The sequence below is a fragment of the Streptomyces sp. NPDC015661 genome (genome assembly GCF_043077765.1).
Taxonomy (GTDB): Bacteria; Actinomycetota; Actinomycetes; order Streptomycetales; family Streptomycetaceae; genus Streptomyces.
In genome coordinates this window covers 528,528-548,991 of the sequence record NZ_JBIBST010000005.1, presented here as the reverse complement: position 1 = coordinate 548,991, position 20,464 = coordinate 528,528, and the positions used below count along the sequence as shown (strand labels likewise).

At 75.5% G+C, this 20,464-nt stretch carries 17 protein-coding genes; 7 read left to right on the top strand and 10 right to left on the bottom strand.

All coding sequences use genetic code 11. The annotated features are described in order from the left end of the window. Positions 1-32: 32 nt before the first annotated feature. From ACF07V_RS17035 to ACF07V_RS17020, 4 genes are all read right to left on the bottom strand, one after another. Complete coding sequence (locus tag ACF07V_RS17035; protein ID WP_392154877.1) at positions 33-935, bottom strand: hypothetical protein; 903 nt, start codon at positions 933-935, stop codon at positions 33-35. Then, positions 932-1,738, bottom strand: coding sequence for a hypothetical protein (locus ACF07V_RS17030; protein ID WP_392154875.1), 807 nt, complete (start codon positions 1,736-1,738; stop codon positions 932-934). Before ACF07V_RS17030 ends, ACF07V_RS17035 begins: the two co-directional genes overlap by 4 nt. Then, a complete protein-coding gene (locus tag ACF07V_RS17025; protein WP_392154874.1) occupies positions 1,735-3,279 on the bottom strand; it encodes a hypothetical protein in 1,545 nt (514 codons plus the stop codon). Before ACF07V_RS17025 ends, ACF07V_RS17030 begins: the two co-directional genes overlap by 4 nt. Positions 3,280-3,367: 88 nt before the next feature. Continuing rightward, positions 3,368-4,078 (bottom strand): GntR family transcriptional regulator, encoded by a 711-nt coding sequence (locus tag ACF07V_RS17020; protein WP_392154872.1) that lies wholly within the window; start codon positions 4,076-4,078, stop codon positions 3,368-3,370. Between the two features lie 161 nt (positions 4,079-4,239). Here ACF07V_RS17020 and ACF07V_RS17015 point away from each other — a divergent pair, with 161 nt between their 5' ends. Genes ACF07V_RS17015 through ACF07V_RS16995 form a run of 5 tightly spaced genes read left to right on the top strand, consistent with a single transcriptional unit; the run spans position 4,240 to position 8,605 of the window. Further along, positions 4,240-5,520, top strand: coding sequence for an MFS transporter (locus ACF07V_RS17015; RefSeq protein ID WP_392154871.1), 1,281 nt, complete (start codon positions 4,240-4,242; stop codon positions 5,518-5,520). After that, on the top strand, positions 5,517-6,305 hold the full coding sequence (locus tag ACF07V_RS17010) for a putative hydro-lyase (RefSeq protein WP_392154869.1): 789 nt from the start codon (positions 5,517-5,519) through the stop codon (positions 6,303-6,305). The genes ACF07V_RS17015 and ACF07V_RS17010 overlap by 4 nt, the downstream gene beginning before the upstream one ends. A gap of 58 nt (positions 6,306-6,363) precedes the next feature. Next, positions 6,364-7,128 (top strand): LamB/YcsF family protein, encoded by a 765-nt coding sequence (locus tag ACF07V_RS17005; RefSeq protein ID WP_392154868.1) that lies wholly within the window; start codon positions 6,364-6,366, stop codon positions 7,126-7,128. Beyond that, positions 7,125-7,745 (top strand): allophanate hydrolase subunit 1, encoded by a 621-nt coding sequence (locus ACF07V_RS17000; protein WP_392154866.1) that lies wholly within the window; start codon positions 7,125-7,127, stop codon positions 7,743-7,745. The genes ACF07V_RS17005 and ACF07V_RS17000 overlap by 4 nt, the downstream gene beginning before the upstream one ends. Further along, complete coding sequence (locus tag ACF07V_RS16995) at positions 7,742-8,605, top strand: biotin-dependent carboxyltransferase family protein (RefSeq protein ID WP_392154864.1); 864 nt, start codon at positions 7,742-7,744, stop codon at positions 8,603-8,605. Before ACF07V_RS17000 ends, ACF07V_RS16995 begins: the two co-directional genes overlap by 4 nt. Positions 8,606-8,744: 139 nt before the next feature. On the opposite strand, the gene ACF07V_RS16990 is transcribed toward ACF07V_RS16995, so the two are convergent. From ACF07V_RS16990 to ACF07V_RS16965, 6 genes are all read right to left on the bottom strand, one after another. Beyond that, positions 8,745-12,338 carry a hydantoinase B/oxoprolinase family protein gene (locus ACF07V_RS16990; RefSeq protein ID WP_392154863.1) on the bottom strand — a complete coding sequence of 1,198 codons (3,594 nt, stop codon included), beginning with the start codon at positions 12,336-12,338 and terminating at the stop codon, positions 8,745-8,747. Beyond that, positions 12,335-13,258 (bottom strand): SGNH/GDSL hydrolase family protein, encoded by a 924-nt coding sequence (locus tag ACF07V_RS16985; protein WP_392154861.1) that lies wholly within the window; start codon positions 13,256-13,258, stop codon positions 12,335-12,337. Before ACF07V_RS16985 ends, ACF07V_RS16990 begins: the two co-directional genes overlap by 4 nt. A gap of 305 nt (positions 13,259-13,563) precedes the next feature. Then, positions 13,564-14,748: a glycosyltransferase gene (locus ACF07V_RS16980; protein ID WP_392154859.1), complete on the bottom strand. Its 1,185-nt coding sequence runs from the start codon at positions 14,746-14,748 to the stop codon at positions 13,564-13,566. Then, positions 14,745-15,866: a glycosyltransferase family 4 protein gene (locus ACF07V_RS16975; protein WP_392154858.1), complete on the bottom strand. Its 1,122-nt coding sequence runs from the start codon at positions 15,864-15,866 to the stop codon at positions 14,745-14,747. The genes ACF07V_RS16980 and ACF07V_RS16975 overlap by 4 nt, the downstream gene beginning before the upstream one ends. A gap of 249 nt (positions 15,867-16,115) precedes the next feature. Continuing rightward, positions 16,116-17,531, bottom strand: a complete 1,416-nt coding sequence (locus ACF07V_RS16970; protein WP_392154856.1) for a HEAT repeat domain-containing protein — start codon at positions 17,529-17,531, stop codon at positions 16,116-16,118. Positions 17,532-17,790: 259 nt separating this feature from the next. After that, a complete protein-coding gene (locus tag ACF07V_RS16965) occupies positions 17,791-18,183 on the bottom strand; it encodes an ankyrin repeat domain-containing protein (RefSeq protein WP_392154855.1) in 393 nt (130 codons plus the stop codon). Positions 18,184-18,491: 308 nt separating this feature from the next. On the opposite strand from ACF07V_RS16965, the gene ACF07V_RS16960 reads away from it, so the two are divergent. Continuing rightward, on the top strand, positions 18,492-18,686 hold the full coding sequence (locus tag ACF07V_RS16960) for a hypothetical protein (protein WP_015032212.1): 195 nt from the start codon (positions 18,492-18,494) through the stop codon (positions 18,684-18,686). A gap of 37 nt (positions 18,687-18,723) precedes the next feature. Next, positions 18,724-20,439: a hypothetical protein gene (locus ACF07V_RS16955; RefSeq protein ID WP_392154854.1), complete on the top strand. Its 1,716-nt coding sequence runs from the start codon at positions 18,724-18,726 to the stop codon at positions 20,437-20,439. Positions 20,440-20,464 lie beyond the last annotated feature (25 nt).

Genomic DNA, 20,464 nt, shown 5'->3' with positions numbered 1-20,464 from the left:
ACTCTCGTCGTCTCGTTCGTGATCAGGCGTGATCAGGCGTGGAAGGGCAGGCCCGCGTCGGCGGCGAGTTCCAGGTCGTCGCCCTCGGGCGGCGGGAGGAGGGTCGCAGAGCCGTCGCTGACGGGGACGACGCCGAGTTCGAGGAGCTCGGCCATGGCGGCGGAGCCGGCCATGTCGCGGACCTGGAGCTGGTAGCGGGCGGTCGTGCGGTAGGAGCCGCCGCCCTCGTCGCCGGTGCGCTGGAGGAAGCCGGAGTCGGTGAGGAACGCGGCCGCCTTGCCGACGATGCCGGTGGTGGAACCGGCGAGGCGGCGGGCGTCCTTGGTGGCTCCGGTGGCGCTGCGGCGGGCGTAGATCCGCCAGGCGGCCTCGAGGCCGGGGGCGTCCGAGGCCGGGTCGGTGTTCTCGCCCTGCTCCTCGGCGCGCTGCTCCAGGCGCAGACAGGCCTGGCGTACGAAGGCGTCGACGCCGTTGACCGTGAGCCGGCCGATGTACGCGTCGTCGGCGAGGTCCTCGGGCCGGGGGAAGGCCATGGCGGCGACCGCGAGGTGGGCCAGGCCGTGCAGGAACCGGTCGGCCGAGTCCGTGGAGGCGCGGCGGGCGTAGTCGCCCATGCGGACGGCGAAGACGGAGTCCTCGCCCGCGGTGACGGCCATCCCCGCGCGCGGGGACACCTCCAGGACGACGAGTCCGAGGCCGGTGGCGACGGCGTCGGCGAGGCGCGCGAAGGCGGGGTCCTCGCGGTAGCGGCGCAGGAGCTCGGTGTACTCGGCGTCGCGTGCCGGGAGCAGCTTGGGCTGGAGTCCGAAGGACACGAGCCGGGCCGCGTCGGCGGCGTCCGCGGGGGTGACGGCGGAGGCGGAGGTGGCGGCCGGGGGCTGCGGGGGCTCCTGCTCGCTCCACGCGTCGGCGTACTCGGCGTGGGTTTCGCTCACGGCTGGGGCTCCTCGGTACGGCTCTCGGTCGGTACGGCGCGGGGTACGGGCAGCGGGACGGGGGTGACGGCGGCGGAGCCGGCCGCTCCGGGCCGCTCCACGGGCGCGGGCGGCTCGTCGGTGAGCCGCACGGCCCGCACGGCCGGGAGGTCCCGACGCCGCGAGGGCGGGGTACGGACCGGTTCGGGCACGGACACGGTCCCGAACCGGGGCCGCCCGACGGGGGCGGGGCCCCCGCGGTCGGCCTCGGGTGCGGGCGTCGGCTCGGGTACGGATGCGGGCTCGGGCTCGGGCTTCGGCTCGGGTGCGGGCGTCTGCTCGGCCTCGGGTGCGGGCTCGGCTGCGCGCGCGGGCGGCAGCTCGGGCACGGGCTCCGGCTCGGGTGCGGGGGTCTGCCCGGCCTCGCGTGCGGGCACGGGCGCCGGCTCGGCCTCGGGTACGGGCTCGGCGTCCGGAGCGGGCGTCTCCTGGCCGGGTACGGGCGTCGGCTCGGACTCGGGCGCGGGCGTCGGCTCGGGTACGGGCGTCGGCTCAGACTCGCGTACGGGCACGGGCTCCGGCTCGCGTACGGGCGTCTGCTCGGGCGCGGGCATCCGCTCGGGTGCGGGCGTCTGCTCGGACTCGGGTGCAGGCACGGGCTCCCGCTCTCGTACCGGGCTCGGCTCGGACTCGGGTGTGGACTCCGGACCGGATACGGACGCGGAAACGTCCATGGGCTCGGTGGCGGGCGGCGCCTCGGGGGTGGCCGGGGCCGCCGTGAGCGCGAGGTCGGCGCTCGTCCGGGACTGGGGGACGAGGGTCACGTGGCCTCCGTGCGGTCCGCGGCCATGCCCGCCGCGTCGAGCAGCGCCGTACCGACGATCAGGTCGGCGCCGCCGAACTCGGGGTCGTCGAGCGGGGTGCCGTCGTCGACGGCGAAGAGGAGGCGCTCCTCGCCCTGGCGGTAGGCGGTGCCGACCGGGGGGCTCGCCGCGTGGACGGCGAGGAGGGCGACGAGGTACGGAAGGTCGGCGTCGAGGCGCCGGGCCTCGGCGAGCAGCCCGGAGAGGCGGCGCGGGGCGTCGTGCTCCAGGTCGAGCAGGCGCATGGCGCTCGCGAGCTGCTCCTCGCTGAAGCGGGAGTCGTCGGGGGTGGCGATGAGGTCCGGCTCGGGCATCTCCGCGCCGAGGTGCTCGCGCTCGACGGGCGGGGTGAGGAGCAGGTCCACGAGGTCGCCGAGGCGGACGGAGGCGGGGGTGCGCAGTCCGGTGCCGTGGGCGAAGAAGGCGTCGGTGACGCGGGTGGCCTGCTCGACGGGGAGCGGCAGGACGGGGGCGACCAGCTGCCCGTACAGGTCGAGTCCGGTGTACGCGGTGGGTGCGGCGAAGGCCTGCCGGTCCTGCTCGGCGCGGAAGAGCGGCCCGGCCTCCAGGAGGCGGGACTGGAGCTGGGTGTGGCGCCTGATGCAGTCCTTGACTATGTCGACGAGCTCGGCGGCGCGCCGCTTGTGCTCCGCCGTCTTCGCGTCGGACGTGGCCTCGGCCTCGTCGCGGGCCTTGCGGATGTTGGTGAGGATCGCGTTCTCGTGGCGGTAGCGGTCGGCCACGTGGTCGAGCGCCTCGGCGATCATGTCGGGGACCGTGTGGAGCCAGTCGACGGCCCGGACGTTGCGCCGGGTGGCCTCCAGGGTCTTGCGGAGGGTCTCGGCGTACTGCACGGTCCGGTAGCGCGCCTGCTCGGCGGCGAGCTGGGCGTCGGCGAGGCGGCCCCGGTTGATCAGGACCTCCAGCTTCACCTCGGCGGCGATCTGGGCGCTGGTGACGTCGGTGTCGAGGGCTCCGACGAGGACGTTGACCGCTTCGTCGGTGGTGCGGAGGTAGACCCCGCCGCCGTATCCCGGGACCTCTTCGATGAGCTTGAAGTCGTAGTCGCGGCGGACGTAGACCCCGTCGGTGCCGAAGGTGCCGTAGACGGCGCGGAAGCCTCGGTCGACGCTGCCGACGTTGATCAGGTTCTCCAGGACCCAGCGGGCCACGCGCTCGTGCTCGGCGGCGGGGCGGGTGGGGGCCTGGGCGGCGACGCGGGGCAGCAGGCGGGCGACGATCTGCTCGTGGTCGGCGCCGGTGTCGAAGTCCATGTTCAGCGTGATGAGGTCGATCGCGGCGAGGGCCACTTCGGCCATCGCGTAGACCGTGTACTCGCCGGCCAGGTTCGCCTTGCGCGCGTCGAGGTCGTGCAGCGGGGCGGTGCACGCGAGCGCGCGGAGGCGCCGCGCGAGCCCTTCGTCGGCGGCCGGGCCCTGCGCGGGGCGCGGCCCCGCGCTGAGCTGGGGCGGAGCGAGGTCCGTCGAGGCAGGCGAAGTCACGGTGCACAGATTAGGTCCTCACCCTGACAACGGTCGAAACGGCGCAGATGCGACCGCCGCTCTCGGTAGCCTCGTACGGGCTGTGCCGTCAGCCGGTGGGGCCCGTCGGATCGTCGACGGCCTGGGCGTAGGCGGCGGCGACCCGGGTGCGGGAGTCGTCGAGGTAGCGGGCGAGGAGTCGCTCCGCCGAGGCCCTTTCACCGGCGCGCAGGGCGTCCAGAATCTCCCGGTTTCTCCGGAGGTAGGGCTCGTGGAGCGCGTGCGGGTCGTCGACGACGTGGAAGGCGAGGCGGAGTTCGGCGAGGACGCCGCGCATCAGTTCGTCGGTGCGCGCGCTGCCCGCGAGGGCGACGAGTTCGCGGTGGAAGTGGATGTTGGCGGTGGAGACGCCCGTCCAGTCGTCGGCGCGGGCCGCGGCCTCGCCCTCGGCGACGGCGGCGGCGAGGCCGTCGACGGCGAACGGCGGCTGCCCCAGGCCGCGGACCACGGCGCATTCGACGAGCCGGCGGGTGCGGTAGATGTCGTCCACGTCTCCCACCGCGAGGACGCGGACGAAGACGCCCCGGTTGAGCTCGTGGACGAGCAGGCGCTCGTGGGTGAGGAGCCGGAAGGCCTCGCGGAGTGTGTTGCGTGACACACCGAGGGCGCCGCCGATGCTCTCCTCGGAGAGCCGCACGCCGGGCGGGAAGTAGCCCTCGGCGATCCGGGTGCGCAGGATGTCCGCGACCCGCTCCGCCGTGCTCGTGCGTCCCAGCAGCACGCGGTCGTCCGTCAGTCCCCCGGCCCCAGTCAGGTCCACAGCGCCTCGCCCCTTCCGTCGTCCGCGGCCGAGTCAACCGCAGAAAAGGGGAAGCGACAACACGCCTCTTGTCGGATCGTTGAACAATCCTCTACCTTGACGGCACCGCACGGTTCCTCAGTACGTCTCTCAGGCACGCCTCCCACTCCTGCGAGGTGCAGATGAGCACGACACAGACCCGGCAGCCTTCCCAGGGCGAACGGCCCGACGACACGGGCGCGTTCGCCTGGCTGCGCGGCCTCGGGCCGCGCGGCCGGCGCGCCTTCGGCGGCGCTTTCGGCGGATACGCCCTGGATTCCTACGACTTCTTCACCCTGCCCCTGTCGATGGTGGCCATCGCCGCCTACTTCGGCCTCGACAAGGGCCAGACCGGCCTCCTGACCACCGTCACCCTCGTCGTCTCGGCCCTCGGCGGCGCGCTCGCCGGCGTCCTCGCCGACCGCGTCGGCCGGGTGAAGGCCCTGATGATCACGGTCGTCACGTACGCGCTCTTCACCGTCCTCTGCGGCTTCGCGCCCGACTACGAGACCCTGCTGGTCTTCCGGGCGCTCCAGGGCCTGGGCTTCGGCGGCGAGTGGGCCGTCGGCGCGATCCTGGTCGCCGAGTACGCCTCCGCGAAGCACCGGGGCCGGACGCTCGGTGCCGTCCAGAGCGCCTGGGCGGCCGGATGGGCGCTCGCGGTGCTCGTGTACACGCTGGTGTTCCAGTGGGCCGAGGCGGACCTCGCCTGGCGGATCCTCTTCTGGACGGGCGCGCTGCCCGCGCTCCTCGTCGTCTACGTACGGCGGAACGTCGAGGACGCCCCGCAGGCGACCGAGGCCCGCCGGTCCGGCGCAGGGCGCGGCTCGTTCCGGGCCGTGTTCCGTCCCGGCCTGCTGCGCACCACGCTCTTCGCGATCCTGCTCTCGACCGGTGTCCAGGGCGGCTACTACACGCTGGCCACCTGGGTCCCGACCTTCCTGAAGACCGAGCGCGGCCTGACCGTGGTCGGCACCGGCGGGTATCTGACCCTGCTGATCTCCGGGGCGTTCACCGGCTATCTGACCGGCGGCTATCTCACCGACCGGCTCGGCAGGAAGAAGAACATCGCCCTCTTCGCCGTGCTGTCCGCGGCGTCCGTGCTCGCGTACACCCACATCCCCGCCGGGGCGAACACCCTGCTCCTGCTGCTCGGATTCCCGCTCGGCTTCTGCATGTCGGCCATCTTCAGCGGCTTCGGTTCCTTCCTCGCCGAGCTGTACCCGACGGCGGTACGGGGCACGGGGCAGGGGCTCACGTACAACACGGGGCGCGCGGTCGGCGCCGTCTTCCCGACCCTCGTCGGCTTCCTCGCCGAGAGCTGGGGCGTGGGCGGGGCGCTGGTCTTCGGCGCCGTCGGCTACGGCCTGGCCGTCCTGGCCCTGTTCGGGCTGCCGGAGACGCGCGGGAGGGAACTCGTATGAGCGGGACGGCGGTTCTCGATCCGCGCGAGGCACGCGCGCGTGCCCGGGCCGGGACGGCGGGGCCGACGGCCGGCTGGGCACCGGGCCACGCGCAGGCCAATCTGATCGCGGTGCCCGCGGACTGGGCGTACGACGTGCTGCTGTTCTGCACCCGCAACCCACGGCCGTGTCCCGTGCTCGACGTCACCGACGCGGGCTCCTGGACGACCTCGCTCGCCCCGGACGCCGATCTGCGCACGGACGTCCCGCGCTACCGGGTGTGGGAGCACGGACGGCTCGTCGACGAACCGGCGGACGTGCGCGCGTACTGGCGGAGCGACCTGGTCTCGTTCCTGATCGGCTGCAGCTTCACCTTCGAAGGGGCGCTGGCCGGGGCGGGGGTGCCGCTGCGTCATGTCACGCAGGGCCGGAACGTCTCGATGTACGTCACCGACCGGGCGTGCCGGCCGGCGGGGCGGCTGCACGGGCCGATGGTGGTGTCGATGCGGCCGGTCCCGGCCGGGCTCGTCCCGGTGGCGCGGCGGATCAGCGGTCTGCTGCCCGCCGTCCACGGGGCCCCGGTGCACGCGGGCGATCCGGCGGCGCTCGGCATCCGGGACCTGGACCGGCCCGACTTCGGGGACCCGGTCGAGGCCGAGCCGGGGGACGTGCCGGTGTTCTGGGCCTGCGGGGTCACCCCGCAGGCGGCCGTGATGGCCTCGCGCCCGCCGTTCGCCATCACCCACGCCCCGGGCCGGATGTTCGTCACCGACGTCCGGGACGAGCACTACCGGATCTCCGTCTGAACCGCACGACACGACCCCTGAGCACCACCGCACCACCAGGTGGGAGAGGAAGCACCACATGACCTGGGTCCCGATCGATCTCAACGCCGACCTCGGCGAGGGCTTCGGCCGCTGGACGCTGACCGACGACGAGCGGCTCCTGTCCGTCGTCACCAGCGCCAACGTGGCCTGCGGCTTCCACGCCGGGGACGCGGCCACCATGCGGCGGGTCTGCGAGCTCGCGGCAGCACGCGGGGTACGGATCGGGGCCCAGGTGTCCTACCGCGACCTGGCGGGCTTCGGGCGGCGCGCGATGGACGTGCCGGCGGCGGAGCTGGCCGCCGAGGTGGCGTACCAGATCGGCGCCCTGGAGGTCTTCGCCCGGGCCGCGGGCTCCCGTGTCTCGTACGTGAAGCCGCACGGGGCGCTCTACAACCGGGTGGTCCGGGACGCGGAGCAGGCGGCGGCGGTCGTCGACGGCGTGCTGCTCGCGGACCGCACGCTGCCGGTCCTCGGGCTGCCGGGGTCCCGGCTGCACGAGGCCGCCGCGGCGGCCGGGCTCCCGGTCGTCGCCGAGGCCTTCGGCGACCGGGCCTACCGGGCGGACGGCTCCCTGCTGCCACGGGGGCAGGAGGGGGCCGTCGTCACGGACCCGGACGAGGTCGTCGAACGGTCCGTGTCCATGGCCCGGTTCGGGGTCGTCACGGCGCACTGCGGGAGCTCCGTCGCCGTCCGGGCCCGGTCGCTCTGCCTGCACGGGGACACCCCGGGCGCGGTGGGCCTCGCCCGGCGGGTCCGGGAGCAGCTGGAAGCCTCCGGCGTGCGCGTGGAGGCCTTCGCGTGAGGGTGCTGAGGGTGGGCGACCGGGCCCTCCTGGTGGAGCTGGACGGCGGCGGGGCGACCGAGGCCTTCCACGCCGAGCTGCTGCGGCGGCGGGCGGCCGGCGCGCTGCCCGCCGTACGGGAGATCGTGCCGGCGGCGCGGACCGTGCTCCTGGACGGGGTGGACGATCCGGGGCGCCTCGCCTCCGAGCTGGCCGGCTGGGAGCCGGCGCCGCTCCCCGCGCGCGTGGGCGAGGCCGTCGAGGTGCAGGTCCGCTACGACGGGCCCGACCTGGCGGAGGTCGCCGCGCTCTGGGAGGTGTCCGTGGAGGCGGCCGTACGGATCCACACGGCGGCCGAATTCCGGGTCGCCTTCTGCGGGTTCGCACCCGGCTTCGGCTATCTGACGGGGCTCGGCGGGCGGTACGAGGTGCCGCGCCGGGCCACGCCGCGCACCGCCGTCCCGGCCGGCTCGGTCGCCCTGGCGGGGCCGTACACGGGCGTCTACCCGCGCTCCTCCCCCGGCGGCTGGCAGCTGATCGGCACCACGGACGCGGTGCTGTGGGACGCCGAGCGGGAACCGGCCGCCCTGCTCACGCCCGGCACCCGGGTCCGGTTCACGGCGGAGGGCGGGCGATGAGCGACCGGGCCTTCGCCGTCGTCCGGGCCGGGGCGCTGACCACCGTGCAGGACCTGGGCCGCACGGGGTACGCGCACCTCGGCGTGCCCCGCTCGGGCGCCCTCGACCCGGCGGCCGGGCGCCTCGTCAACCGGCTCGTCGGCAACGCGGAGGGCGCGGCGGTCCTGGAGACCACCGTCAACGGGTGCGCCCTGCGGCCCCGGTGCGCGGTGACGGTGGCGGTGGGCGGCGCGCCGTGCCCGGTCCGGGTGGACGGCCGCCCGGCGGCCTGGGGGACGGCGCTCCGGGTCGGGGCGGGCTCCGTCCTGGAGGTCGGCGCGGCCGTGCGCGGGCTGCGCTCGTACGTGGCGTTCGGCGGCGGGATCGCCGTCGCGCCGGTGCTCGGCAGCCGCTCCACCGACCTGCTGTCGGGCCTCGGCCCGGCGCCGCTGGCGGAGGGGGCGGTGCTGCCGCTGGGAGCGGCCACGGCCGTACGGGGGTCGGTCGACGCTCCCCCCTGGCCGGGTCCGCCGGACGAACTCGTCCTGCGGGTCCGGCCGGGTCCCCGGGACGACTGGTTCACCGCCGCGGCACTGCGCGCCTTCACCACGCGCGCGTACCGGGTGTCGCCGGCGAGCAACCGGATCGGGCTGCGTCTCGACGGCCCGGCCCTGGAGCGGGCCGTGCCGGGCGAGCTGGCGAGCGAGGGCATGGTCCTGGGCGCGGTGCAGGTGCCGCCGGACGGGCGGCCTGTGGTGTTCCTCGCGGACCATCCGACGACCGGGGGCTATCCCGTGGTCGCGGTGGTGCGGGAGGCCGACCTGGGCGCGGCGGCGCAGGCGGTCCCGGGGACGCCGGTGCGGTTCGTCCCGGTGCGGTGACGGGTCGGGGACGTGACGGCTCGGGGACGTGACGGCTCGGGGACGTGACGGGTCGGGGACGTGACGGCTCGGGGACGTGACGGCTCGGGGACGTGACGGCTCGGGAGGTGGCGGCTCGGGAAGGCGGCGGGCCGACGGCTCAGAGGGCCGGCGGGCCGTAGCCCCCGCCGCCGGGGGTGCGCAGGACGAGGACGTCGCCGGGGCCCACGTCCGTGGTGGCGGCGCCTTCGAGGTGTTCGACGGTGCCGTCGGCGCGTTCCACGAGGTTCTCGCCGAGGGCGCCCGGCTCGCCGCCCGCCATCCCGTACGGCGGGACCCTGCGGTGTCCGGTGAGCAGGGCCACCGTCATCGGCTCCAGGAAGCGCAGCCGCCGCTCCACGCCGTGGCCGCCGCGCCACCGGCCGCGCCCGCCGCTGTCCTCCCGTACCGCGAAGGCGTCGACCCGGACCGGGTGGCGCCACTCCAGGATCTCGGGGTCGGTGAGCCGGGAGTTGGTCATGTGGGTCTGGACGGCGTCGGCGCCGTCGAAGCCGTCACCCGCGCCCGAGCCGCTCGCGACGGTCTCGTAGTACTGCACGCGCGCGTTGCCGAAGGTGAGGTTGTTCATGGTGCCGGAGCCCTCGGCCTGGACGCCGAGGGCCGCGTAGAGGGCGCCCGTGACGGCCTGGGAGGTCTCGACGTTCCCGGCGACGGTGGCCGCGGGGTGGACGGGGGCGAGCATGGAGCCGGGCGGGACGCGGACCTCCAGGGGCTCCAGGCAGCCGCTGTTGAGCGGGATGTCCTCGTCGACGAGGGTGCGGAAGACGTACAGGACGGCGGCCATGACGACGGCCGTGGGCGCGTTGGCGTTCCCCGGCAGTTGGGGGGAGGTGCCGGTGAAGTCGAGGACGGCTGAACGCCGTTCGCGGTCGACCCGGACGGCGACCTGGATCACCGCGCCCCCGTCGGTCTCGTAGCGGTACGCGCCGTCGTCGAGGCGCGCGACGATGCGGCGCACGGACTCCTCCGCGTTGGCGCGGACGTGCCGCATGTAGGCCTGGACGACGTCGAGCCCGAACTCCTCGACGGTGCGGCGCAGTTCCTCGATGCCCTTCTCGTTGGCGGCGATCTGGGCGCGCAGGTCGGCGAGGTTGGTGTCCGGGTCGCGGGAGGGGTGGCGGGCTCCGGTGAGCAGGGCCCGGGTCTCGGCCTCGCGCAGCCGGCCGTCGCGTACGAGCAGCCAGTTGTCGAAGAGGACGCCCTCCTCGTCGACGGTCCGGCTGAAGGCGGGCATGGAGCCGGGGGTGATGCCGCCGATCTCGGCGTGGTGGCCGCGCGAGGCGACGAGGAAGCGGAGTCCGTCCCCCGCCTCGCCGAACACCGGGGTCACGACGGTGACGTCGGGGAGATGCGTGCCGCCGTGGTACGGGTCGTTGATCGCGTACACGTCGCCGGGGCGCAGGTCGTCCCCGCGCCGGCGGAGCACCTCTTTGATGGACTCCCCCATGGAGCCGAGGTGGACGGGGATGTGGGGGGCGTTGGCGATCAGGTTGCCGTCGGCGTCGAAGAGCGCGCAGGAGAAGTCGAGGCGTTCCTTGATGTTGACGGACTGGGCGGTGTTCTCCAGGCGGACGCCCATCTGCTCGGCGATGGACATGAAGAGGTTGTTGAAGACCTCCAGGAGGACGGGGTCCACATCCGTGCCGGCGGCCACGCGCGCGGGGCGGGGGACGACACGGTGGAGCAGGAGGTGGCCTCCGTCGGTCGCGGTGGCCCCCCAGCCGGTGTCGACCACGGTCGTGGCGTCGGCCTCGGCGAGGATCGCGGGCCCGTCGACGCGGTCGCCGGGCCGCAGGTCCTCGCGCCGGTGGAGCGGGGCGTCGTGGGGGGTGCCGGCACTGTGCATCCGGACGGTGGCCACGGGGGCGAGGGCGCCGGTCCTCTCTCCGGTGTCCACGAGGACCGGGCCGTGCGGTCCGGCGGTGCCGACGGCCTCGACGGTGACGGCCTCGACGACGAGCGGCCGGTCCAGGGTGAAGGCGTACCGCGTGCGGTGAAGGTCCGTGAACCCGGTTTTCAGTTCGTCGACCGGTGCGAGGTCGACGGGAAGGCTCGCGTCCGTGCCCGCGTACCGCAGGAGCACACGCGCGTGCGTGGTGATGGCCTCGTCGGGCAGTCCGTCGGCGCGCAGCTCCTCGCGGGTGCGGTCGGCGAGTTCGGCGCAGAGGGTCGTCACGCGGTCATGGGTGCCGGCGGCGTCGAGTTCGGCCTCGACGGACCGCTCCCGCATGGCGGTGGCGTCGGCGAGCCCGATCCCGTACGCCGAGAGCACCCCGGCCAGCGGGGGTACGAGGACGGTGTCGACGCCCAGGGCGTCGGCGACGGCGCAGGCGTGCTGGCCGCCGGCGCCGCCGAAGCTGGTGAGGGCGTACCGGGTGATGTCGTGGCCGCGCTCCACGGAGATCTTCTTGACGGCGTTGGCCATGTTGAGGACGGCGATCTCCAGGAAGCCCGCGGCGACCTCCTCGGGGGTGCGGCCGCCGCCGACCTCCTCGGCGAGGGCGGTGAACCGCTCCCGTACGGCCTCGGCGTCGAGGGGGAGGTCACCGGTGTCGCCGAAGACGGCGGGAAAGTGGTCGGGCTGCACGCGCCCGAGCATCACGTTGGCGTCGGTGACCGTGAGGGGGCCGCCGCGGCGGTAGCAGGCGGGCCCTGGGACGGCGCCGGCCGAGTCGGGGCCGACGCGGTAGCGGCGCCCGTCGTAGTGGAGGACGGAGCCGCCGCCCGCCGCGACGGTGTGGATGCTCATCATGGGCGCCCGCATCCGCACCCCGGCGACCTGTGTACCGAGTTCACGCTCGAAGGTGCCGGCGTAGTGCGACACATCGGTGGAGGTGCCGCCCATGTCGAAGCCGATGACACGGTCGTGTCCCGCCTGCGCCGAGGTGCGGGCCATGCCGACGACGCCGCCGGCCGGTCCCGACAGGACGGCGTCCTTGCCGCGGAAGTGGGCCGCCTCACGGAGCCCTCCGTTGGACTGCATGAACATGAGGCGGATTCCGGCGAGTTCGCGGGCGACCTCGTCGACGTACCGGCGCAGGATCGGAGAGAGGTAGGCGTCGACGACGGTGGTGTCCCCCCGCGGGACCAGCTTGATGAGCGGGCTGACCTCGTGCGAGCAGCTGACCTGCGCGAAACCCGCGGCGCGGGCCGCCGCCGCGACCCTGGTCTCGTGCTCGGGGTGGCGGTAGCCGTGCAGGAGGACGACGGCGGCGGAGCGGAAGCCGTCGCGGTGCGCGGCGGCGAGCGCCTCGGCGACGGCGGACTCGTCCAGCGGACGGACGAGGCCCCCGTGGGCGTCGACCCGCTCGGGAACCTCGATCACGCGCGCGTACACCGCCTCGGGCAGCACGATGCGGCGGTCGAAGAGCCGGGGCCGGTTCTGGTAGGCGATGCGGAGCGCGTCGCGGAAGCCCTCGGTGATCAGGAGCACGGTCGGCTCACCGCGCCGCTCCAGGAGGGCGTTCGTGGCGACGGTGGTGCCCATCTTGACGACGGCGATCCGCTCGGCGGGGACGGGTTCGTCCGGGCCCAGGCCGAGCAGCAGACGGATGCCGGCCACGGCCGCGTCCCGGCGGCGGGCGGGATCGTGGGAGAGCACCTTGCGGGTGACGAGCCGGCCGTCGGGCCGTCGCCCGACGACGTCGGTGAAGGTGCCGCCGCGGTCGATCCAGAACTCCCAGCGCCCGGTCATCTCCCCATTGTGGCCGCGAGCGCCGCCGCGAGGGCGTCGTCCGCGCGGGCGTCGAGCGGTGCCGTGCCGGTGCCGTCGGCCCAGTGCCGGAGTTCGGCGCCGGCGAGCAGGAGGAGCTGCGGGAGCAGGTCGCGGCTGCGGCGCAGCACCCAGCCGGTGCCGGCGGTGGCGAGCCAGAGCAGGGCCTGGGTGCGGGTCGGCGGCGGCTGGGCGGGCTCCGTCGGGGGCGGTGCGCCGTGGGCGAGGCCCCGGGCGGCGAGGAGCCCGTGGAAGCCGGCGGCTACGGCCCGGTGGCCGCGCTCGCCGGGGTGCAGCCGGTCCGCGCTCCACAGAGCGCGGTCCTCGGTCCAGGCGGGGTCGGCGAGGTGCAGATGGACGGCCCCGTACCGGGCGGAGAGCGCGTGCACGACCGCGTTGACGGAGCGCTGGCGGCGGGCGAGCGGGCGCGCCAGGGGCGGGGGAAGGCCGAGCATCCGGCCCGGATCGGGCAGGCAGGCCGTCAGGAGTACGGCTCCGCGGGCGTCGAGGTCGGCGCAGACCCGGTCCAGGCGGCGGGCGAGGAGCGCGATGTCGAAGGTCCGGCGGAGGGTGTCGTTCACGCCGACGACGACGGAGGCGAGGTGGGGCCGGAACGCGAGGGCGCGGGGGGCCTGCTGCTCGGCGACGTCGGAGCTGAGGGCCCCGCTGACGGCGAGGTTGAGCAACGCCGTCCGCTGCCCCTCGTCGGCGAGTCCCTCGGCGAGCAGTGCCGCCCACCCTCGCCAGCCCCCGCCGAGCCGGTCACCGACGCCTTCGCTGAACGAGTCCCCGAGCACGACGAACCTGAGGGGTTCGCGGACATCCGTCTCGGCGGGGTCGCCGCCCCGGGCGTCGGGGACGCGGGACGGAGCGGACCGCGGGCCCGACCGAGGGGACGGCATGCCGAGCGGGTCGGGCGGCGGCCCCGGCCGCGCGCCCGACATCCCGGACCCCGGTCCCGTGCCCGGCATCCCCGACCCCGGCCCCAGCCGCGCGCCCGACATCCCCGACCCCGGCCCCAGCCGCGCGCCCGGCATCCCCGACCCAGTCCCCGACCCCAAGCCCGTCTCCGGCCCCGACCCCGACCCCGTTTCCGACTCCGGCCCCGACCCCGTCTCCGGCCCCCTGCCCGGGGCCCCGGGCACGGCAGGTGCCGTGGCCGCCACGGCCGGTGCCGTGCCCGCGCCCGGCACCGGCGGGTCCGGGGTCATCGGTGGGCCTCCTCGGGGACGAGCGGCCGGGGCACCGGGAGGGCGTCGTGGGCGTGGAGGAAGGCGGTGACGGCGCGGTCCCAGGAGAAGACCTCCGCACGCGCGCGTGCGGCGCGGCGCCGCACGTTCTCCGGCGCCGCGAGGAGACCCCGTACCCCCTCGGCGAAGGCGCCCGGCGTGTCGGCGGCGGACGCTCCCGCCGTGCCCACGACCTCCGGCAGGGCGGAGGAGGCGCTGACCACGACGGGGGTCCCGCAGGCGAGGGCCTCCAGGGCGGAGAGGCCGAAGGTCTCGGCGGGCCCCGGGGCCAGGCACACATCGGCCGCCGCCTGGAGGTCCGCCAGGGCCTCCCGGTCGGCCACGTGCCCGAGGAACCGCACGGGGAGGCGCCGCTCGCGGGCCCGCCGCTCCAGGGAGCCCCTCAGCGGCCCGTCCCCGGCGACCACGAGCGCCGCCGCGATCCCCAGGCCGCGCAGCTCCTCCAGGGCGTCCAGGGCCGTGCCCGGCCGCTTCTCGACGGAGAGCCGGGAGCAGAGCACGAGCAGCACCCGCTCCCCTTCGGCGTACCGGGCCCGCAGCGCGGTGCTGCGGCGGCCGGGCCGGCAGCGCTCCAGGTCCACACCGAGCGGCGCCCGTACGACGTTGCGCGCCCCGATCCGTACGAACTCGCGCTCCGCCCATTCCGTCGTGCACACGATCCGTGCGAAGGCCCACGCCGTGCGCCGGTTGATCCGGTCCGCCGCCCGGGCCGCGAGCGCGGGCGGCACGCCCCAGGTGCGCAGCACCCCGTCGGCGGTCTCGTGGGAGACCATGACCGACGGCACGCGGGCGCGTCGCGCCCATTCGCCCGTCCACCGAAGGGTGGTGCGGTCGGAGACCTCGATCCGGTCGGGGGCGAGTGCGTCGAGGAGCCGGCGGACCCGGCTCCGGTCGGCCAGGACCCGGTAGCCGCCGGTGCCGGGCAGGACGGGGCCGGGCAGGGTGACGACCCGGCCCTGCGCGGTGCGGTGGTCGCTCGCGACGTCGCCGGGGACGACGAGGACGGGTTCGTGGCCGGCGGCCAGGTAGCCGCGGCCGAGCTGGTCGAGGGCGGTGCGGAGGCCGCCCGAGGTGGGCGTCACGAAGTTCGCGAGCCGCACGATCCGGAGCCCGGGGCCTCTCCCCGTTCCGGCGCCGTTCACGCCGCCACCGCCGTCCGCTCGCGCAGCACCTCCAGGTAGTGGCCGATCAGCTCGTCGCCGAGCGCCTCCCAGGTGCGCCCCTCGACGGCGGCCCGCCCGGCCGCGGCGTACGCGGCGCGTGTCCCCGGCGCGGCGGCGAGCGCGGCGACGGCCTCGCGCAGCGCGTCCGGGTCGCCCGGGGGGACGAGGAGCCCGGTGCGGCCGTGGTCGACCAGGTCCAGGGGGCCGCCGGCGGCCGGGGCGACGACCGGGACCCCGCTCGCCATGGCCTCCTGGACGGTCTGGCAGAAGGTCTCGTGCGGGCCGGTGTGGGCGAAGACGTCGAGCGAGGCGAAGATCCGGGCGAGGTCGGCGCCGGTGCGGCGGCCGAGGAACCGGGCACCCGGCAGGGCGGCGCGGAGGGCCGGTTCGCTCGGCCCGTCCCCGACGACCACGACGCGGACGCCGGGGAGCGCGCAGGCCCCGGCGAGCAGGTCCACCCGCTTCTCGGGGGCGAGGCGGCCCACGTAGCCGACGAGGAGCTCCCCGTCGGGGGCGAGCTCCCGGCGCAGGGCGGTGTCGCGCAGCTCGGGGCGGAAGCGGACGGTGTCCACTCCCCGCCCCCAGAGCCGGATGCGGCCGATGCCGTGGTCCTCCAGGTCGCGCACGGCGGCGGAGGACGGGGCGAGGGTGCGGTCGGCGGCGCCGTGCACGGCGCGGAGGCGGCGCCAGGCGGCGCCTTCGCCGGTCCCGACGTACGTGCGCGCGTAGCCGGCGAGGTCGGTCTGGTAGACGGCGACGGCGGGTATCCCGAGCCGGGCGGCGGCGGTCATCCCCCGGACGCCGAGGACGAACGGTCCGGCGAGGTGGACGAGGTCGGCGCGGTGGGCGGCGATGGCGGCGGCGACCCGGCGGCTGGGCAGGGCGACCCGTACCTGCGGATAGCCGGGCAGGGGGAGGGAGGGCACCCGGACGACGGCGCAGGGGGCGTCGGCGTCCGCGGCCGGGTCGGCGACGGCGGGGGCGATGACGAGCGGGGTGTGGCCCCGCCGGACGAGGTGGCGCGCGGTCTGCAGGGCGCAGTGCGCCACACCGTTGACGTCGGGAGGGAAGGATTCGGTGACGATGACGACACGCATACGGGTGTTGTCGTCGTGCTCGGCGTGTCCCCGCCAACGTGGATCTTGACGGGGAGGGAACGTCCCATGAGCGTTTCCCCCGGGGGCCGAAGCGGGGGGAAATACGCCCCGGCCCCCGGGGCGGGGCCACGCTCGGCGGGTCGTCCGCCGCGGGCCGCGCCGCCCCGGGGGCCGGGTGGCGGGTGGCTCGGGGGCGGCAGGTCGGGCCGGGAGGGGGTGGTCGGACCTGTCGCTGCCCCGGAGCCGGGGTCAGACCTGGAGGTCCGGCCCTATCCGGTTGCGTACCGCCGTCTGGACCTCGACCTCTTCGGCCGGATCCGCGGCGAGCCTGCGCAATCGTTCGGCGACGCGGACGTCACCGGTCTCGGCGTGCTGGGCCGCGACCTCGCGGGTGGTCTCCTCGCAGTCCCACAGGCATTCGACGGCGAAGCCGGTCGCGAAGGTGGTGTCGGTGGTGGCGAGGGCGCGGGCCACGCGGCCGCGCAGCTGGGAGGAGGTCGTCTCGCGGTAGACGTGGCGCAGCACGGGCGCCGCGCAGGCGATGCCGAGGCGTCCGGCGCCGTCGACGAGGCAGGCGAGCTCGGGGGCGTCGGGGCCCGCGGAGCGCACGGTGCCGCGCAGGGCGCCGAGGACGAGGGGGGCGTCCTGGGCGGTGCCGCGGCAGGCGAGGACCTCGGCGGCGGCGGCCCCGAGGGCGTCGGTGCGCCGGACCCACGCGCGGGCGCGGGCGACGGCGTCGTCGCCGCACATCCGCCGGTAGGCGGCGACGGCGGCGTCGGCGATCTCGCGGTCGTCGCCGTCGGCCGCGGCCTCGACGAGGTCGAGGACGGCGGGGTCCCGTGACTCGGCGAGGTGGTGGAGGGCGGCGCCGCGGGCTCCTGCCGCGCCGTGGCGGGCGGCGGCGAGCAGCTCGGGCCGGTCCTCGGGCCCGGCGACGGCGGTCAGGCAGCGGGCGGCGGGGCCGTGGAGCACGGCACCGCGCTCGTACCCCTCCTGCGCCCAGTCGAGGACGGCCTTGACGCTCCAGCCGGGGCGGGGCCCGGCAGGGCGCATCTGGCGCTGCCAGCGGTCGAAGGAGCCCTGTTCCCGGGCGGCCCTGACGCGGGCGCCGACGGCCTCGCGCGGGTCCTCGGCCCAGAGCCGCCAGGGCCGGGGCTCGAAGGCGTCGCGGACGGTGCGGGCCAGCTCGGCGTCGCCTTCCGCGTCGGCCGGGAAGCGGCCGAGGACGGGCAGGGCGAGCGCGCGGAGTCCGGCGTCGTCGTCGCGGAGGGCGAGCTCGTCGAGGGCCCAGGCCCAGTTGGCGCCGGTCGCCGCGTACCGCCGGAGCAGCAGCAGGGCGTCCTGGCGTCCGTAGGAGGCGAGGTGCCCGAGGACGGCGAGCGCGAGCCCGGTCCGGGACTCCTCGGTGTCGAGGTGGTCCTCGGCATCGAAGAGGTGCGCCTCGATCTCGTCCAGGCCTCCGTGGAGGTCCAGGTAGAGACGGGCGTAGTACAGGGAGCGGTTCTCGACCTGCCAGTCGTGGCGGGGGTCGTCGAGAACGCAGTGGTTGAGGGCCGCGAGGGCCTCGGCGCGTGGCGCGGCGAGCGCGTGCAGGGTGCCGTCGCCGCGGCCCCGCTGCAGCAGGCCGAGCAGGGTGCCGCTCGGCGCTATGACTGGATCGAACATGGGAAGACGCCTCACATCAAGCTGTCGACACGACCGGGGGATACCGGGGGGAACCCGGTCGGGCGGTACATCGCCCGTACGCCTAGGCCGTGCGGCAACACTCGGGGCCGCCCGTCGTCGTCATTCGCCTGCCAGTGACCATCTTCCTCAGCCTCTCGTCGGTGGCCCGTTTTGCCGGGCCCGACGTCATGATGACCCACCCATTTCGCCACCGCGACCACATTTACGACGCCGCTCCCACCTGGGGTTCAGCTGCCGTTCACCTGGCTCCGAAGAGCTCCAGGAGTTCGGTCTTGCCGAACATGCGGGCGGTGTCGAGCGCGGACGGAGTCCCGGCCTCCGGATCGGCGCCGCCGGCGAGGAGGGCGCGGACGACGGCGTCCTCGCCCTTGAAGACGGCTCCGGCGAGCGGGGTCTGGCCGCGGTCGTTGGCGCGGTCGGCCTCGGCGCCGCGCTCCAGGAGGGCGGTGACCGCGGCGGCGTGGCCGTGGTAGGCGGCGAGCATGACGAGGGTGTCGCCCTTGTCGTTGGTGAGGTTCACGGGGACGCCCGCGTCGACGTAGGAGGCGAGGGCGTCGGTGTCACCCGTGCGTGCGAGGTCGAAGACCTTGGACGCCAGCTCGATGACCTCGGGGTCCGGAGTCTCGCTCATCGGGTGGGACCGCCTCTCTCCTGCGTTGTTGGCCTGTGCACGGCAAGCGCGGCCGTACGAGTGAATCGACAGGGTACTGCCCGTCCGGCGACATGACCGCGCGCGACCGAGGCAAAGATCACGTCAGCTCCGCCCCGGGGCCGCCTCTAGCGCACGTCGGCCGTTTCGCCACCCGGCGGGGCGTTCGGCGTCCGCCGGTCAAGTGAAATCAGCCGTTTTTCACTCTAATGCACCTTTAGTCACATAGATACTTGCTGTGAACCTGGAAGGACTCATGGTGACTGTCCCCTCAACCAGGAGAACAACCAATGATCCTGTCCATCTCAGGCGTGGTCCTGCTCGGCATCATCTGCTTCCTGTTCTTCAAGAAGGACGGGATGAAGGCCTCGCACGCCCTCGTCAGCGCGCTGTTCGGCTTCTACCTCGCGGGCACCGCCATCGCCCCGAGCATCACGGCGGGTGGCCAGAGCCTCGCCGGCCTCCTGGGCGGGATCAAGTTCTGACGCCCTCCAGTCCCTTCCAGCGATTCAGGAGTACTTCGTGGCCCGGCGACCACTCCCCCGCATTCTGAGCAGCGGCAGCGCACAGATCGCTCGTAGTCGAGAGATCGCGCGCTCGGCCGCCGACAGCGCCACCGACGTGCTCCATCCACTGATCACGGTCTCCCGTGGTCTGCGGAAACTGGCCGCGACCGCGCGCGCCAAGTGGGCCGCGACCCCCAAGGAACGGCGTGGTCCCACGCTGCTCCTGGTCGCGGCCTGCGTCCTGGTCGTCGCCCTCATGCCGTACGGGCCGCTCCTCGCGCTCGTGGTGCTGATGGCCGCGGCCGCCTGGAAGGGCCGCGAGCGCCCGGTCGTGAAGACCGGGCCCGACGACGCGGAGATCGCCCGCCTCAAGGGCCTGTACGAGGCCCTCGTGCCGTACTTCTCCGTCCCCGAGGACCCGTCGCCGCTCTTCGCCCACGGCGGGGAGTGGAGCGGCGCGTTCGGGGAGTACGCCTTCGACGAGGACGGGCGGCTCACCCGGCTGCGCATCGCCTACCCCCCGTACTTCACCGACGGCGAACCCGCCGCCCGCGCCCGCATCGAGCAGCTGCTGCACGCCAAGTCGGGACGCGGCCGCGAGTACCGCTTCGACTGGGACGAGGAGGGCAACCTGCTCGTCATGAGCGTGCTGCCCGCCCTGCCCACCACCATCGCCGCCCAGCGCTTCGTCACGGTGCCGGGCGAGACGGTCCTCGGCTTCACCGACGCCGACGCCGTGCAGCGGACCGTGCCCGTCGTCTCGGCGGACGGCACGGAGGACGCGCCCGCCGTCGTCTGGCGCACCGGCCCCCGCTCCACCGAGCCGCACCTGCTCGCCGTCGGCCAGCCCGGCAGCGGCACCACCTCCCTGCTGCGCTCGATCGCCCTCCAGGCCCTCCCCCACGGCGACGTGCTGATCGTCGAGGGCGGCGGCACCGGCGAGTACGCGTGCCTGACCGGCCGCGACGGCGTCCTCGCGGTCGAGTGCGGGCTCTCCGGCGCCCTCGCCACCCTGGAGTGGGCGGCGCACGAGACGGAGCGGCGGCTGATCGCCGCCAACCGCGCCCGGCAGGCCGGGCAGCCGGCGCCCGAGGACACCCGCCGCCCGCTGTGGATCCTGCTCGACCGGCCGAGCATCCTCGGCCACCTGGCCGCCGCCGACGGCCGCCCCGACCCCCAGGAGCTGCTCCAGGTGCCGCTGCGGCACGGGCGCACGGCGCAGGTCACGGTCGTGGTGGCCGAGCAGTTCGACTCCACGGACACGCTGAGCGAGTCGGTACGGACCCACACCAGGGCCCGGATTGTCCTCGGCCCCGCCACCCCGGAGCAGATCGGGGCCGTGCTCGGCGCCCGGCCGCACACCACGCCGACGCCCGAGGTCCCCGCGGGCCGTGGGTACGCGCGCCTGGGCACCGGACCGGTCCTGCGGCTCCAGGTGCCGGCGACGCCCGACCCGTACGACGACGCGACGAGCGAGACCCACCGCCAGGCGGTCCTCGACCTCCTCCCGGAGCGCCGCGCGCTCACGGCCCCGGCCGCGCCCGCCGTCCTGGTCAAGGCCCCGCCCGCGCCCACCGCCCCGCCCGCCGTCACCGCCTCGGACACGGTCTCGATCGCGGCCGCCGCGGTCGACACGGTCCCCGGCTCGGCCCCCGAACCGGCCCCGGCGCCCCGCGCCGAACCGGACTCCGGCCCCGCCCCGTTCCACACCCCGGTCCCCGCGGAGGGCTGAGACCGGACGAAGGACGTACGAAGGG